This is a genomic window from Marinomonas vaga (genome assembly GCF_055388305.1).
Genome location: NZ_AP043903.1, coordinates 2,625,025 through 2,642,363, shown reverse-complemented (window position 1 = coordinate 2,642,363; position 17,339 = coordinate 2,625,025). Strand labels below are relative to the sequence as shown.

At 44.8% G+C, this 17,339-nt stretch carries 12 protein-coding genes and 2 tRNA genes; all 14 read right to left on the bottom strand.

Going from position 1 to position 17,339, the window contains the following annotated elements; translation table 11 throughout:
• Window positions 1-17: 17 nt before the first annotated feature.
• A complete protein-coding gene (tnpA, locus tag ACZ5DR_RS12430) occupies window positions 18-323 on the bottom strand; it encodes an IS66 family insertion sequence element accessory protein TnpA (protein ID WP_377369787.1) in 306 nt (101 codons plus the stop codon).
• A 442-nt stretch (window positions 324-765) separates the two neighbouring features.
• Complete coding sequence (locus ACZ5DR_RS12425) at window positions 766-1,776, bottom strand: HNH endonuclease (RefSeq protein ID WP_377369785.1); 1,011 nt, start codon at window positions 1,774-1,776, stop codon at window positions 766-768.
• A gap of 7 nt (window positions 1,777-1,783) precedes the next feature.
• Window positions 1,784-2,374 carry a class I SAM-dependent methyltransferase gene (locus ACZ5DR_RS12420; RefSeq protein WP_377369783.1) on the bottom strand — a complete coding sequence of 197 codons (591 nt, stop codon included), beginning with the start codon at window positions 2,372-2,374 and terminating at the stop codon, window positions 1,784-1,786.
• Between the two features lie 51 nt (window positions 2,375-2,425).
• The gene (locus ACZ5DR_RS12415) at window positions 2,426-2,830 is read right to left on the bottom strand and encodes a helix-turn-helix transcriptional regulator (protein WP_452600507.1); all 405 of its coding nucleotides are present in this window, start codon (window positions 2,828-2,830) and stop codon (window positions 2,426-2,428) included.
• A gap of 33 nt (window positions 2,831-2,863) precedes the next feature.
• Complete coding sequence (locus tag ACZ5DR_RS12410) at window positions 2,864-3,427, bottom strand: helix-turn-helix transcriptional regulator (RefSeq protein WP_377369781.1); 564 nt, start codon at window positions 3,425-3,427, stop codon at window positions 2,864-2,866.
• Window positions 3,428-3,534: 107 nt separating this feature from the next.
• Window positions 3,535-8,802, bottom strand: coding sequence for a hypothetical protein (locus ACZ5DR_RS12405; RefSeq protein WP_377369779.1), 5,268 nt, complete (start codon window positions 8,800-8,802; stop codon window positions 3,535-3,537).
• Window positions 8,799-9,623 carry a hypothetical protein gene (locus ACZ5DR_RS12400; protein ID WP_377369777.1) on the bottom strand — a complete coding sequence of 275 codons (825 nt, stop codon included), beginning with the start codon at window positions 9,621-9,623 and terminating at the stop codon, window positions 8,799-8,801. Before ACZ5DR_RS12400 ends, ACZ5DR_RS12405 begins: the two co-directional genes overlap by 4 nt.
• A gap of 153 nt (window positions 9,624-9,776) precedes the next feature.
• Complete coding sequence (locus ACZ5DR_RS12395; RefSeq protein ID WP_377369775.1) at window positions 9,777-10,802, bottom strand: helix-turn-helix transcriptional regulator; 1,026 nt, start codon at window positions 10,800-10,802, stop codon at window positions 9,777-9,779.
• 490 nt (window positions 10,803-11,292) lie between these two features.
• Window positions 11,293-11,368 (bottom strand) — tRNA-Val (locus tag ACZ5DR_RS12390).
• A gap of 39 nt (window positions 11,369-11,407) precedes the next feature.
• Window positions 11,408-11,484, bottom strand: a tRNA-Asp gene (locus ACZ5DR_RS12385).
• Window positions 11,485-11,750: 266 nt separating this feature from the next.
• Window positions 11,751-12,563 (bottom strand): N-formylglutamate deformylase, encoded by an 813-nt coding sequence (hutG, locus tag ACZ5DR_RS12380; protein WP_377369773.1) that lies wholly within the window; start codon window positions 12,561-12,563, stop codon window positions 11,751-11,753.
• On the bottom strand, window positions 12,560-13,786 hold the full coding sequence (gene hutI / locus ACZ5DR_RS12375) for an imidazolonepropionase (RefSeq protein ID WP_377369771.1): 1,227 nt from the start codon (window positions 13,784-13,786) through the stop codon (window positions 12,560-12,562). Before hutI ends, hutG begins: the two co-directional genes overlap by 4 nt.
• Before the next feature lie 4 nt (window positions 13,787-13,790).
• Window positions 13,791-15,329 (bottom strand): histidine ammonia-lyase, encoded by a 1,539-nt coding sequence (hutH, locus tag ACZ5DR_RS12370; protein WP_377369769.1) that lies wholly within the window; start codon window positions 15,327-15,329, stop codon window positions 13,791-13,793.
• A 102-nt stretch (window positions 15,330-15,431) separates the two neighbouring features.
• The gene (hutU, locus tag ACZ5DR_RS12365) at window positions 15,432-17,129 is read right to left on the bottom strand and encodes a urocanate hydratase (RefSeq protein WP_377369767.1); all 1,698 of its coding nucleotides are present in this window, start codon (window positions 17,127-17,129) and stop codon (window positions 15,432-15,434) included.
• Between the last annotated feature and the right edge of the window lie 210 nt (window positions 17,130-17,339).

The window sequence follows — 17,339 nt, the reverse complement described above, 5'->3', positions numbered from 1 at the left end:
ACGCAGATAACGGGGTTTCATAAAGCAGCGACGAAGCGAGCCACTAATGAAATATTATCCGAATCAATGCCACGTATGAGCACACCATTGGGGAGCTTGATTTCTAAATCACTAGCCTGCTTGGAAGGCGGTGCCAGTACTACCGATACTAATTTCGATCCGTTTGGCGAGTCACCGGCAGGAGAAAATTTCTGCCGCCAATAGCCGAACTGGTGATACACCAAGCCTTCTTGTTCACAGAACGTTTTGGCGGATAATCCAGATGACCGCCACTTTTCGATATGGGCAGCCCAAGCTTGGTTTAATGCAGTGTTTGTGCTCATGTTGATTACCTCGTCGATTATTTATTGGGACGAAGCACAGTGTGTAAGGGACTAAGTACGAAGGCTAGAGGCGGATTTAGTGACGCTTACGCACAGCAAAGTTATCAAATTCACGAGCAACTGGATTCAGACCTAGTGTTCGTCTTCGTCTTTGAGACTCTATTTTATCTGGCCCCAATAATCCCCATTCCATGTTTTATTCGATCTCCCCCAAAATTCATCTAACTATTTTGTACATCTTGCTCATTGAAAAAATATTATTACCACTATTTCTACTAGAAATAGAAATTTAAAAGGTACAAATCATTAGCTTAATTAAATAACACCACCAAAAAATGTTGGATTGTAGCTTTTTACATCAACTATATTCTTTAAAGCCTCTGAAACTCACTTCATAATTGAAGACTAGAGGGTTAAGTTTACAAAACTCCTCTACAACGTCTTACGCCAATCTAAACTCGCTCTTGCTATGCCATAAATTTGCAGCACTATTACGTGCTATCTGATACGCCCAATCCGCTACAGCCATGGATTTATCTTTATCGCATTCAACGTAGCTGGCAAGTTCCTCAAAGATCATGTTGGCGTGGTTGGCAAGGTTGTTTTCCTCCCATTTATATTTGTGTTCATAACTGGCGAGGTAATCTCGTTTACTGTTGTTGCAGGTACGATCCGCCAACACAAAGTTGTGGCCAAGGTCGAATGCGTATTTGGCAAATGGGATAAAGTGATCCACTTCGGCATGTTGGTCGAGCTTTTTGCCACAGTAGAAGCAGGTATTTTTCTGTATCTCTTGAAGTAGTGGCTTGGCATAGGCTAAGGCCTTACGGTCTTGGCCAAACAGAAATTCCGGTAAGTTCGCTTGTGCACCCACGAGGTATTGGTTGTGCTTAAAAGAAATGATTTTGTCGATCCAAGCGGCCCGTGCAAGATAGGTGATCAGGTGATAAAACTCACGAAAATAGCCCGCGATGCCAGCATTCAACTCGATATGGTTCTGGCTTTTATCATGCGGATATAAAAAGCATTCTTCTTTTTTTGCCAAAATCTGCAAGCGCCACAACGGACCATTTTTGAGGGCTGTCTTGGCTACTCTATGCACAGTTTTATAGTGTGGGCTTTTATATAGCTGATTGATGTTGTACAAACCTGTTTGCTGGATGCTTTGCACCGCCGTGATAATAGCGATTTGCTTTTGAGAATCACTGTTTTGATGCAATTGCATTGTTTGGCTAGAACCACCAAACGGTCGGGCCTGATTCCAATACAAACGAAGCATTTTGTCCGCTAAAACATCTAACTGGATAGGGAGTTTACTGTTGCCGGTCACACTGGAACTTTCCACACATACATCCGCAATCGCATGTAGTAACGCATACTTGTACGTCGCGGTAAAATCGCCTTCTACCAACATCCGTTGAATGTAAGCAATAAACTCGATGGCCGTTTTCATCGATAGGCTACTCTTGTTTCTCAACGATTACATTGAGCCACAGTTCGGACGAGCGACCTTCTCTCTGATCACCTGTGATCCACATATCTTTGACGTCGAAGCCTGCCAAATACTGGTTGATCGTTTGTTCATTTTGGTCACAAAAAAAGCGCCCTTCTTTGATACGCTCTTCATCACCATACTTGAACGACATATACAAAACGCCATGCTGTTTGAGCGCCCTACGTAATCGAGAAATCGCATCCATAAGCTCAACTTTGGGGACATGCAATAAACTCGCACAGCACCAGATGCCATCATACATATCGGACTCATTAAATGTTTGAAAGGTGAGCACATCGACGTTGATATTCAGATAATTCGATGCCATCTGAGCAAGTTCAGAGCTCGCATCAAAAGCCGATACTTCATACCCTAGTGATTGAAAATATTTCGCGTCGCGACCACTGCCACAACCCGCATCGAGAAGATGACCGCTTGGAGAAATAAGAGGGAGAAAACGCTGATACAAATCAGACATATCGACTGACAATGTACTCTGTGCAAAATCTTCAGCGTACGTGTTGTAATACAAGGTCGTGTTAGCTTTCAAATCCATGTTGCACCTTAGCCAAAAAAGAATGATAAAACTTAAAATGACGACTATCTATCAAGACGTCAGCCCCAACACTTCCCTCGCCTGTTGATGAATATGCTCGCGCCATTTTTGTGGTTCATGCACATCAATCGCTGAGCCATAACCTTGTATCCACCATAGTGTTTCTTGGTCATTTGGTACCGTGGCAGTCAGTTGAAACCAGCCTTCGTCGTCCGGCTTTAATTCTTGATCTTCGCTTAAAGGCGTTTCGGACAGCAGCCAAGCGATCTCAGCTTTCACCCGCGCTTTAAGCACAACTAGCCCTGAGGATTGGCGATAGCTAAAGCCGCCCTGTTCGATGTATTCGGTTAGATCAAACCCTTTAAGCGGTCGGAACTGTTTATCCGAACGCTCAACAGTTTGAATTCTATGTAACGCAAATTGGAGTATGTCGTCGTAGTCTTTTACGGTTGCCAAAAGGTAGCTGACGCTATGGCGAACAACGCTGGCTTATGGGTGAAGTGTGTAGCTTTTGGGCTCATTATGCTTTCGGCTTAGATACGTCACTTCAATGGCATATTCTTCTAGCGCTGCCTCCGATACCGCTTCCCAAATGCCCGCTTTGATTTGTGCTGGTATTAGGGTTTTACCATTGGGTATCGCTTTGACACGGTTGGCCCAACCGGAATAATGATTGGAAGGTAAAGCATTCAGATACTGCTGCGCCGCTTTGAATTGAGACGAGATCTGATCAACGGCGATTTGAGGCAATAGGTCAGAAAGATATTCGTGAGCCAACACTAAAGTCAGCGCGGTAGGTGTATCCAATCCCAATTTAGAATCATTAAAACTTGCCGACAGACTCCAGCGACGCTCTCCATCGCCTTCAAGGCATATCAAAGGCAAGTGTGATTCCATCGCATTCAGATCACGCTGAACGGTCCGCAAAGACACCTGAAAACCTTTTTCTTCTAATGCGGCATGAATTGTTGAGGTGGCTTTGTAACCAGGCTCTTTTGGAATGATTTGCAGCATCGAGAGCGTGCGAAATAAGGTGTCGTGCTTAGCACCCATGAATGATCCTTATTCAAAAATCCGTTAATCTTCAGACTGATAGCTTCTTTACTGAAGGCTTACATTACCTGATTTGAAACACAACCTCTACGCCAAACACCTACAATTCATAATTTACGCTGTAGCGTTAACAAGAACAACGCATGACTAAATTGCGGAATGGATATGGGAGCCCTCTTAATACTCAGTTGCTCAACCGGTAACGAATCACGAACCACTCCTCCTGAGCGTCTATTAATCCCTTCTTTGCCTGTCTCAAATGCGAGTAGACAATTTGCAAATGCAGATTTGGCCTCTTGCACTTGATTTGATGCGATATAAAGCTTCTTCTTTGCGTCGTACCATCCATGCGCCCATTGCTGTGCTAGCGCCATAAATGCTTCCTCATTGGATTCTCTGCATTTTATCAAGTGTGCGAGCAGACTATAGAAAGCCGATTCTTTGAAATAGTTTCTTGCTTCATATAGACGAGGCTGTCCAATGAACGCTACCCCTTGCTCATTAGAAGGAATCTTATAAGCCCTGTAGGAAACATGGTTAGAGAGAACAGCCTGGTATACATTTCTAACACTCTCCACATAAGACTGTGTCAGCCCATATTGGACGCTTGAAGGCGATATAGGTGTGGAATCTGAATCAATACAAAGCTGCTTTTCTATGTCTTCATGGTAGCGAAGAGCTTTTTCAATCTTTTGAATTTCGCTGATAACTGGAGTGATATTGTCTTTCTCTTTCAAACTTAGACGAGGCGCAACATCACTGTCTTCGACTTGGTAACCAATGACCTCGGGCAACATGTTCTTTTTTAGTCTCTTTAATACAGCAAAGCTTGCGGACAAACCCCATTCGCTTTTCATTTCGGTGAGTCGCTTACGTGGTATTGAAGATAATTCTGATAAAACTCCATCCAGGTTTTTGATCTTTTTAAATTCAGCCTCAACTGATAACAAACGCCAATACTCCATTAAGTGTGTGTATGAGGACAACGTAGTGGTCGCATTAGAATGCCCCACCATAAGAGCCAATGCAGGGAGTAAAGCATGACGTGTCGACGGCGCCGCCACACATGTATCAGCAAAACGATCTCGAAAGTCTGTAAACGAATCAACTCGCATCCATTCTTTAACAACTTTAGATATTGGGTCCTTCTGTTGATCTTCGAGAACAAGGGACGTAGCAGTAAAGCTGATAAAAGTATGACGCCCATCATGAAGACGCATGCTTGGGTCACCAGTAATAAGCTTCAACGCCTCAATAACTCGGCTAAAGTGGCTATCCATATAGCGAATTTCGCTCGGATTCATCGAGTCAAAAAATAATGGTGTGGATTGTTTATTCTGAGCTTCCGCCTGCTCCATGCACCAACTAAGTAACCGCATTTCTGTGTCATTAAGGAACAAAAAGTAAGGAACGCGACGATTGCCGCTTTTTGACTTAACTCGAACCGTTTCGTTTGAAATACGATGAGTCCTTATGTGGAGCACCTGATCTTCAAGCGAGAAATCTCTCAACTTTAAGCGCCTCACTTCTTGCCGCCTAAGGCCCAAACGGCAACAGAATATTAATATTGCTGCATTAATATACTGCTCATGCAAATTAGCATCTTTGTCAGTCAACAACATGGTCAGGGCTTGCTCATACTCCCAAGGCATGACCACTCTTCCCGTCGTTCTTGTTTCATGACTTCCTACATCCAGATCTCGAAAGTCCAAATGAACAACACCAAAAACCTCATGAATTTGAGTATGGAAATCAGCCAATATCTTAGCCCTTTCTGAGCGGCTAGACGCATCTCCCGAATCAATGACATCCTGATAAAGATCCAAGAAATCTTCGTAATCAAATGTCGTCAATGATTCGTTCGCAGCAAACTCACACAAGCTTGGCGCTATTTTAGAAAAATAGGTCTGAATCGACGAAGGGGCCAAACCGCCCGCTCGCTGCCCTTTTCTGCCTGACGCCCTATACAGCCAAGTAAGGATCAGCAACAGAATTTCAGGTAGTTCGTGAGATGCTTTTACTAAATCAGCGAGCTTCTTTGCGCTTTCATTGGCGATTAGATCCTGCCAAAACCTAACAATTTTTTCATTTGATGTTCCAGAGTAACGCTCAAACTTCTGACGAAAATCCGCCATAAACTTTTTGTAGTACTCATTCGAGTGCCGTGATTTTTTGAAGAATGTGCGTTCAGGAACAATCTGCATTGCCGTCTCTGTATTAGAAGGCATAACATAACGATGCTTACGATCTAGCATACGTATGAGCGTATGATTTGATAACCCTTTCACCCGTAACGTGCCTTGACGTAGACCGTATAGACTCCCAGATTCAAATCGCCTAGGTGCATGTTCAATAAGTCTAAAAAGCATACTGAACGTCATTGCCTTGTTATGCACTCTCGCGAACCACGCAGAAAACTTTTTATAGCTATTCGCTATTGATTTATCTACTTTGTCTTCCTGACACTGACCACTCATCAACGCCGCCAGGCCTTTCGGATTCAATGTAATCGTTTGAGAGTCTTCCCTTTTAACCAGCATAGCCAAAAGAATCGCAGACAAACCACCGAAAAAAGTTGTACCGCCATCATCCATTTCAGCATTCATGTAACCGTTAATATATTGGGCAGAGTTAATCGCCACTTGTTTCTTTAATGTCTGAGGAGATAGATCCCCCGTACCATCAAGCACCATAGAAAAGAGTAACGCACTGCCCAATGTCTCTTTAGACACTTTCTTTTGATGTGCTAACAGCGTTTGCACGAACTCATAAAACAAGGCTGTTAAGTCGTGGTAATGCCGCTCTGAAAGCATAGCGTTATATGGCAAAATTGCGGTAGTAACGGGAGGCTTCTTGAAACTACCTACCAACGCTGACTTTAAATCATCAATACTGACCACTTCCTGACTATCAGAGCTGTTGCTACCTGCTTTATTAACTAACTCCAGCACTTGCTCATGCAGATAAGGATCATCACAGTAAAACTCAGACAGCAATTCGTAGAAATCTTTATTTGATTTAATCGCTTTATCAATCAAAGCCCTTAAGTCAGCCTGCAACGTCTGCACTATATTCTTTGACTTGAGAGTAGTTTTTGATCTTATGGAACAGGGGACAAACTGACCGTTATTGCGCTTTCCAGAGTTAGAAGAACTCATTCGTCCAAGCACCTCGAACTCCAATTCTTCAAGGCATTTAGAAATTACATTTCGGTGAGTATCAAATTCGGAACTATTTCGAAGCATCACAGATGTATTTTGAAATGAATGCATCTCAGAAGAAATATGTCCCATTTGATGATCTAAGTACGGCACAGCTTCTCTGTAGCCAAATAATGTATGATACGAAAGGTGGCGCATGACATTCTGTGGCAAGCTCCATCCCTCCCCCATAAATACCTCGATCTGGGACGTACTGGGCGTGTCCAACGAGCCATCACTTTGCCATAAACCTAAAAACGGGGAATTGCCATCACGAAGAATGGATGCACTAAGCTTCTTTGCCATTTCCGTATCCAACAAACGAAGACGCTTAACAGTTTTCTCAATCCAGCCCAAAGTGTTGAGAATCTGCCTAGTCATAAGCTCAGGCACTGGAATAATTCGCGTTGCGCTTTCACCAAAGTGTATTTTGTCGGCCACAAGCACACACGTATAATCGTCATTCCAGCAGTAATGCTCAATGAACATGCTCTTACTGCGTCGGTGACTGGTTACAATGGAAAACATTAATACCGTATAAGAAACGAGCTGATTATAGGTTTCTCGTAACGTACTTATAGAACGACTTTTCGATACTTTTTCTAACGACGCTTTTAGAAGACTTACGCGCTCAGCCAACTGCTGAGAAAAAGTCTCCCTACATAAGGCTAATCTTGTTCCCACCACAAGGTCTCGATTCGAGTCGAAAACATCGCTTTCAAATTCGAATCTCAACTCTTGCGCACAGGTGTCAATAAACGCCGCCTGCAAATCACACACTTTAGATGTCATGTAATAATGCCAAGTTGACAACCCAAATTCGTTATTGGCAAACATGAGAGCAGCTTTATGTCTTCCGTACTTGGATACCACACACCCATATAGCAAATAACGAAGCGCTTTATGGGTCAGGCGCCTATTAAAATCATGGGAATGAACAATCTCACGACAAACCGTCGTCAATAAGGCGAATGCATTCCCAACAACCTCTGAAGGCAATATCTGCTCAACCAAACCAGCCTCAAATGAATTAAAGTAAGCCCTGAACAGGCACAGAAACGGTTTTGGTATGGGTAACTTAAGCCAATTAGAATGAGGGCTTAACCACCGCTCATCTGAATCAGTCGGCTGATAACGATCACTGATATCTAGCTCTTTACGCCAATACACGCCTGACTTTAGGTTAATAACACCATAGCTATCATCTAGTTGCTTAAATGCATCTTGATCACTGTCTGACAATGCTATGTGTAAACCGAGCACCTCATGTAACTTCAAAGCGGTCAGCATTGTTAGAAAGGCCAGTGCAGAACCGTGCGAAGGAGATGCACTATTAATCCACTGAATAACTTTTCTCAGCTCTGAAGGTGTTAGACGATAAGTGACATATTGAAGACCAAATTGCTCTTTAGATGTGAGAATTTGATTTCGAAAGATCTCACGCTCTGCCCTTATTGTTGGACTAATTGCGCTAGGATCCAGCTCGACCGCATTGACGTCGGGAACGTCTTCGATATCTAAATCGTTGCCGTCAAAGGGAAATGGCTCAACTTGGATAGGTGATTTAACTTTGGGGTTAGGGCGTCGCTTCTGGATTCTTGGTTTTTTGATTAAAGGCTGTTCATCTTTGAAATTTGAACAAACGTTCCAGCCATTACGGACCATTTTTAAATAGACCTGAGAGATCGTGTATCGTCCTGTAATTTCATTGCATAGATAACTTAATGTTTCGACCGTTGAAAGATGCTTAGGGATAGACTTAATTTTAGATACGTATGCAGTGCTCGACAATATTAGCCGAATTTCCTTAGCAGCCTCCGTAACAGAAGTAAAATTGAAGGTGGAATCTTCACAGACCAATGCAAAGTACATTGAAGACTTCAGTTTTTGAACGACGAGCTGCTCTGACTCTCCATGTAGCGTTGCATCATAAGATAAAAGAGAAAGTAAAGGATACTGTGAAAGGCTCTTATGACAGCTATATTGAACACGGTCTTTGAGTATATACAGTTCTTCATTGTGTAATGGCTGATAGTGGTGAAGAACATCCAGCTCGAGGTCATTAGCTCTAAAAAGGTTAAAAAGCAACAGCCCTAGACCATCACTACGCAACAATAGCGTCGAGCGCTCCTTTGCCCAACGTTCTTGTAAACGCCCCTCAAACAACAAACTCAAATATCAAAACCTGTCTGAGCACTAGCGCTTTTTACATCAAGCAGTTTAAACAGCTTTGGCTTAATCTGCGTGACAGTAAAATTGTAAAGCTCGTAAGCTCTGAATGAAAAACACCTATCGCAAAAAAAAGCAAACTGTTCCGCAGTCAAGACTATTTTCTTCTCGCCTTTGCCTGATTCAGAAACAACAAGAATACTACGATCTTTATTAAGTCCCCCTATTATTTCATAGCGTTCCCAGTACAAATCCCGATCATCTGGTTCAAATTCAGGCCTGCCAGGCGTAACCTGAAAATTGATTTTTCGAGTTTTATCCAGCCCTGGAAACTTAATAGGAACTTCATCAAGGCCCTCTCGGACAATAAGATCGTCAAAAACCCTCATCATTTCATACGCATCTTTTGGATTAGAAAACCCCGATGCTTCATATGAGCGATTTACTGGCTGCTTCTTCGTATTAAGTTCGAAAGCAGAGGTCTCGATTCCAGCAAATTGGCGATCTAAAACATCACGCAATACGTCCATTCTTGAATCAAGCAAATCAGAGGTATCATCCTCAAAATCATAGAGCACTTGAATACTATTAGGTAACGCATAAGCAGAGAATTTTTTAGCTTTCAGTTTAAAGCCTTTTTTCTTTTCTGCTTTATCTGCAGAGCCTTTAGCATTCGCCACCTTTGCAGATATTTTAAACAGCTTCGCTAATGCTTTGAGCGAGGGGTTACCACTCTGAGCAAATTCAGTGATATGAATGGCCTTTGTTTCTTCGTCAACGGCAATCCCGCGAAGCCCTATTCCGATTTCAAAAACGCTCTCTCTCATTCAAACTCCAATCATGATTTAAGAACCGCAGATACGATAACTCGTTGTTCCTGATTAGAATTTACACAGAAAAAAATGATAATCAAAATAAGTGCGTCAAAGAATGTACCACAAACACAATAACCATCATAAAAATTACATTTTGTAACAATCCTATTCCATCTTTGCTTTCAGCCCTCCCAAGCTGTCTGACAACTCTTTTATAGACGCAACCTCTTCAAGCAATGAGCTTTTTAATGAAATAGGCTCTCGCACGATGAGCTCAGCTCCCCTACTTAGCAACCAAGATCTTGTATCCCTATCATCTGGAATGACAGCCCTAAGGAGCCGCCACTTCTCATCATCAGTTTCCAAAATAATTTGAGAGTCACTTAATTTTGTTTCGCTTAGTCTTTTTGCTAAGTCTTTGCTAATCAGAGCTTCTAGTTGAATAGGCTCATCGGAGTATTTAACCCCCGGTTCACCAGCATCTATGTATTTCTGAATGGTGAATTCTGGACGAGGTCGAAAGCCCCCAGAGGATATCTTTAAGGACGTGAACCGGTGAAGAGCATACTGCCTTACATCATCATAATTATTGTAAGAGCCCAAAATATAAGTGGCGCTCTTGCGAACCATCACTCCGTATGGATGAAGAACGAACTTCTGGGGTTCATCTTTAGAATGGCTTTCATACACAACATCTAATGCCTTGTTTGACATAATTGCCTCACAGACACTCTTCCAGAAATCTGGGTCGATTGCAGCTGGTCTAAGCACCTTCCCTTCGGGAACAACCGCAACTTTATCCAACCAATTCAAGTACACACCATCGGAGTGAGACTGCATAAAATCCCTTGCTCGATTTAGCTGCGGTGTAAGTTGAGACAAAAGTGGTGCAGGCACAACCCCAGCAAGGTATTCATGTGCAAGAATGGCATTCACTGCAGTGGCTGGATCCATAGCAACAAAGCTACCTTTATACCCAAATTCAAAGCTCCACCGGTAAGGTCGAGACTTATCATTACATTCAATTGGGTAATACATTGATAAGCTCGTTAAATCGCGCTGAAGCTTGCGCGAAGAGATTGAAAACCCTTTTTCGCGTAGAGCCTTAAGTATTCCTGTTGTTGAAACAGCATTGTCTGGCCCGATAGGTATCAGCTCAAGTATGCTGATATATCTAATTATAGAATCCATTTCTGACTCTCATCGTATATTCAGAGCAGATTCTAGTCTAAAGAGTGCCTCGGTTGACCTATAGCTTGTCATTTTTCGCAACCTAAGAGCATCACAGCTCAAATGAAAGCCAATTCCCCCCCTCTATCGAGACACATCAGTTCGAATAGAAAAACTTTTACACTAGAACAGACGACAACTAACACGGCAAACATATTAAAAATAATCGAGAAAGAAGAGTCACAATAAGGTAAATCAAGGTACATGAAATAGCGAAATCAGAGAAAATGTGGCGTTTTAAAGCGAAATGCAAAAACGCTAGAAAAATGGCAGATATTTCAAATCATAAAAAATGCGAATCGCTGACTTGGTCACAGGTTGGTCACACCTGGGTCACAACGGAAAAAGTGAAAAGTCTTGGTGGAAATGTGATTACGAATTACGAGTAAAGAGTTTTAATTAAAAAACTTTAAAATCATGAAGTTAGGGGAAACTGAGAAAGATTTATGAGTGGTGGGCGTGGAGAGGTTCGAACTCCCGACATTCGCCTTGTAAGGGCGACGCTCTCCCAACTGAGCTACACACCCATCTTGAAGATGGCTACTTACTTTACTGAAGAAAGTAAGTGGCGGAACGGACGGGACTCGAACCCGCGACCCCCTGCGTGACAGGCAGGTATTCTAACCAACTGAACTACCGCTCCTAACCTCAACACAAACAATCGTCTGCGTCAGAAGATGGAGCGTATTATAGGGAAACTTTTCTCGAACGCAACAATTTTATTAAAAATAAATCGTTAATAAACAGTAGGTTAAAATACAACCAGATAATCGTCGTTTCGCTTCGGTTTACACTCTACAGCAATGAATCTAACGATTTCTCAAAAGTTAGGTAATCCCATCATTTTGACAAACAAAAAGCCAGTATGAATACCATGCTGGCTTTTTATGACCTAAAGAACTGTTCGGGTTAAAGAGAAGTACGCAAACAGGCTTCGATCACCTTTTGTAGCTGCTGTTTGATATTAGGCAACTTATCCTTATCCAACTGATAGATAGACTGCTTTGCCAAGTCATCATCAAGATAGGTCGCTTGGGACAGCTCAAGCTGAATCCCATGTATGCCTTGGTTTGGCTGACCAAAATAGCGAGTAATGTAGCCCCCTTTGAAGCGGCCATTTGTGACCTGAGAATACTCTGGTGCAATCACATCACTTACCGCTTGCGTCAGTGCTCCATGGCAGGCGTCGCCGTTGTTCGTTCCCCAATTAAAGTTCGGCAGGGTTCCTTCAAACAGCATGGGAACTTGAGCCGCAATACTGTGGGCATCAAACAAAATAGCGTAACCAAACTCCGCTTTCATGCGAGCTAATTCTGAAGCAATGGCCTCATGATAAGGCCGCCAGATATGCTCTTTACAAAACGTCTTATGGGCATCAGAAGGCATCTGGCCAGTTTTAAAAATGGGCGAGTCTTCAAATAAGATGTCAGGAAACAATCCCGTTGTTTTAGTGTTGTACAAAGGCTTGTCGTCATAGGGACGATTCAAATCAATCACATAACGGGAGTAATTTGCCTTGATCATCCCTACCCCTAATGTGGGCAAGAAGTCGTATAATTCAGGAATGTACCAATCCGTATCCGGCAACTTGGCCGCTTGATCCGTCAAGCCAGCTTGCACTTCAGGTGTTAACGCCAAACCGGAATGGGGCATGCTCACCAACATGGGCACACGTCCTTGGCTAAACTCAAACGCCGGTAAAATTAATTCATTGGCAGTCATACGACCTCCTCTACCCCTTGGTAAATGCGTTGTTTAATTAACTGACCACCTAACCAATAACTTAGTTCACCGGGGCTTTCTACGTCCCAACACACAAAATCCGCCACTTTACCCACTTCTAAAGTGCCATGGGAATCTTCCATTCCTAATGCTTTTGCCCCATGGACTGTCGCTCCCGCCAAGGCTTCTTCCGGTGTTAGTCCAAACAAAGTACAGGCCATATTCATCATCAAACGCAATGACAAGGCAGGAGAGGTTCCCGGATTCGCATCTGTCGCGATCGCCATGGGCACCTTGTATTGGCGCAACCAATCAATAGGCGGCTTTTGTGTTTCTTTTAGGGTGAAAAATGCCCCGGGGAGTAACACCGCCACCGTGCCGGATTCCGCCATGGCTTTCACATCCGCTTCTTCAATGAATTCAATGTGATCAGCGGACAGGGCTTTGAAGGAAGCTGCCATGCGAGTGCCCCCTAAAGACGAAAGCTGCTCCGCATGGATCTTCACTGGTAGCCCAAGTGCTTGGGCAGTTTTAAAGTAGCGCTCTACTTGCTCGGTACTGAAGGCAATGCCTTCGCAAAACGCATCCACCGCGTCCGCCAAACCTAAAGCCGCTACCTTGGGCAGTACGGTGTCACACAGGTAATCAATATAGGCGTCTTTGTCGTCGTACTCGGGAGGCATGGCATGGGCAGCCAAACAGGTTCGCTTAATACTGACGGGAAATTGGTTTTCTAAAATAGACGCCACCCGCAGCATTTTCAGCTCGTCCTCTAGACTCAAGCCATAGCCGGATTTGATCTCCACCGTAGTGACCCCATCCGCCATGAGGCTTTTTAAGCGACGGGCAGCACTGGCGACCAGATCCGCTTCACTGGCTTCACGGGTCGCCTTTACGGAAAAGGCAATCCCTCCACCCTGCTGGGCAATTTCTTGGTAACTGACACCGTTTAAACGCTGCTCAAACTCTCCCGCACGATTGCCACCGAACACCAAGTGCGTGTGGCAATCGATCAGCCCCGGCGTTACCCAACCGCCACCGAGGTCGTGCTCCCGAAGAGCCTCATAAGCAGGCAAATCCGCGGCTTTACCAAGCCAAGCAATACGCCCACCTAGGACACCGATGGCGGCGTCTTCGATGGTGTTATATTGACCATTTACCATGGTCGCGACCTGTGCACCGCGCCAGAGACTGTCAAACTGTACCGGCGAATCAAGGGTCATTAGATCAGGCTCCTAAGCTCGGCAACAAGCCTACAGGCATTGCGCTATTGTGAACCGCTTCTGCTAGCAGCTCATTGGCTTTTTCGATATCGGGTGCAAAGTAGCGGTCTTTGTCATAAAACGGCACTCGGGCACGTAACTCCGCACGAGCATGCTCCAACGCCTTAGTGGATTTAAGGGGCGCACGGAAATCCAACCCTTGCACGGCAGACAAAATTTCGACGGCCAATATGCCTCGGGTATTCTCTGACATGTCTTTTAGACGACGTGCAGCATAAGTTGCCATGGACACGTGGTCTTCTTGGTTAGCAGATGTCGGTAGACTGTCCACGGACGCAGGATGGGCGTGGCTCTTGTTTTCACTGGCCAAGGCCGCAGCCGTCACCTGCGCGATCATAAAGCCCGAGTTCACACCGCCGTTATCCACCAAGAAAGGTGGCAATTTGCTCAAGTTGCTGTCGATTAATAAGGCCATACGACGTTCTGACAAGCTGCCAATTTCAGCAATCGCCAGGGCTAAATTATCCGCCGCCATGGCCACAGGCTCGGCGTGAAAGTTACCACCAGAGATGATATCGCCCTGTTCTGCAAACACTAGGGGGTTATCAGAAACCGAGTTGGCTTCCACACACAGCACGCTCGAAGCACTGCGAATCTGCTCTAAACAGGCTCCCATTACCTGTGGCTGACAACGTAACGAGTATGGGTCTTGTACTTTTTCACACCCTTGGTGAGAGTCGCCCAACTCTGATGTTTCGCCCAATAAATGACGGTATGCCGCCGCGGCATCGATTTGAGTCTTATGTCCGCGAACTTCGTGAATACGAGCATCAAATGGACTACGGCTACCCAATGCAGCCTCTACGGACAAGGCTCCGCATACGGTGGCTGAGGCAAACAAATCCTCCGCCTCAAACAAGCCTTCTAATGCAAACGCAGTGGATGCCTGAGTACCGTTCAGTAGGGCTAGACCTTCTTTCGGTGCCAAAGAAATGGGCTCCAATCCTGCAATGGATAAGGCCGCTTGTCCTGAAATCACTTCCCCACGGAAGCGAGCTTTACCTTCACCCAAGAGAATCGTGCTCATATGAGCTAAAGGCGCCAAGTCACCGGACGCACCAACAGAGCCTTTTTTCGGAATGCATGGGTAGACTTCTTTATTAATCAGCGTCAGCAGTGCTTCGATGACTTCTAAACGAATGCCTGAGAAGCCTCGCGCTAAGCTGTTTACCTTGAGAGCCATGATCAACTTAACGGTTTTGTCATCCATTAACTCACCAATACCCGCCGCATGGGACAACACGATACTACGCTGTAGCTCATCTAAGTCCTCTGGTGCGATGCGAGTATTCGCCAACAAGCCAAAGCCCGTATTAATACCGTATACGGTGCGGTTCTCAGCAATCACATCATTCACTACCTGAGTACTCGCTTGGATCGCTGGAATAGCGCTCTCATCAAGGCTTAAATTTACTTTGCGACGGCTAATCTGACGCAATTGATTCAGGGTTAATTGCCCCGGTTTAATAGCTAATTCAAACATAATGTGTCTCTCTAAAAAGTTGCGATGTTCTGCGGTGATACCACCCAACCTCCCCCAAGTTCCCTCCCCTTATTTAAGGGGAGGGTTAGGGAGGGGTTTAAGTTATTTACCTTGACCACCCGTAATCATTGGCAAGTTAAGCCCCTGCTCTTTCGCACAATCAATAGCAATATCGTAACCCGCATCCGCATGGCGCATCACGCCTGTTGCTGGATCGTTATGAAGAACGCGAGCAATACGCTCTGCCGCGGCATCGGTTCCATCACACACGATCACCATACCGGAGTGCTGGGAGAAGCCCATACCCACACCACCACCGTGATGTAGAGAGACCCAAGTTGCGCCTGAGGCAGTGTTCAATAAGGCGTTTAGCAGTGGCCAATCGGATACCGCATCCGAGCCGTCTTGCATACCTTCCGTTTCACGGTTTGGACTGGACACTGAACCCGAGTCTAGGTGGTCACGACCAATCACGATTGGGGCAGACAATTCACCACTGCGCACCATTTCATTAAAGGCTAGGCCAAGCTTGGCCCGTTGACCAAGACCCACCCAAAAAATACGTGCTGGCAAACCTTGGAATTGAATACGCTCTCGAGCCATGTCTAACCAATGGTGCAAATGCTCATCATCAGGAATCAACTCTTTCACTTTTGCATCGGTTTTGTAGATGTCCTCTGGATCACCAGATAAAGCCGCCCAACGGAATGGACCAATACCACGACAGAACAAAGGACGAATGTAAGCAGGCACAAAGCCTGGGAAGTCAAAAGCGTTTTCGACCCCCTCTTCCATTGCCATTTGTCGAATGTTGTTACCATAGTCAAACGTTGGAATGCCCATTTGCTGGAACGCCAACATGGCTTCAACGTGCTTCGCCATGGACTGCTTCGCAGCTTTGACAATGGCTTGGGGCTCCGTTTGCCCTTTGTCCCGGTACTCTTCCCAACTCATACCAAGGGGCAAGTAACCATTTAATGGGTCATGGGCAGAGGTTTGATCAGTCACCATGTCTGGACGAATGCCACGTTTGACCATTTCAGGAAGAATTTCGGCGGCATTGCCACACAATGCGATCGAAACAGCTTTGCCTTCCGCGGTGTATTTCTTAATTCGCTCCATGGCATCATCAAGGTCTGTGGCTTGCTCATCCACATAACGGGTACGCAAACGGAAATCGATACGACTTTGCTGACATTCGATGTTTAAAGAACAGGCCCCCGCAAGAGTGGCTGCCAATGGTTGAGCACCGCCCATACCACCTAGACCTGCGGTAAGCACCCAACGACCCGTTAGTTTGCCATCATAATGTTGGCGACCTGCTTCCACGAAGGTCTCGTAGGTTCCTTGCACGATACCTTGGCTACCAATGTAGATCCAAGACCCCGCGGTCATTTGACCGTACATGGCCAGACCTTTGGCATCTAACTCGTTGAAGTGTTCCCAGTTTGCCCAATGGGGCACTAAGTTTGAGTTGGCAATTAAAACACGGGGAGCATTGCTGTGGGTTTTGAACACGCCCACGGGCTTGCCCGATTGCACTAATAGGGTTTCGTCTTCTTCTAGAGCTTTTAGGGATTCAACGATTTTGTCATAGCTTTCCCAGTCACGGGCGGCACGACCAATACCACCATACACCACCAATTCTTCAGGGTTTTCCGCCACATCTGGATCAAGGTTGTTCATCAACATGCGCATAGGCGCTTCAGTCAGCCAAGATTTTGCTGAGAGTTGTGTGCCGGTGGCGGCTTTCACGACACCTGGACGGTAACGATTTGGAGTGTGGGCTTGCTTAGTCATCGTCTTCACCTACGTAAAAAAGAATTAGTTAGAATTACTTTGTCTTTAAATGTATATACAACTTAAATTTAAAATAAAACCTAACTCACCAAGATGCAAGCCATTTATCTAATAAATTCTTTTGAATGGCTTAAATAAAAGGAATAAACCGTTATTAATGACGCATTTAAGAAATTTGATTGTATAGACAGATAAGTATGGTAACGACTG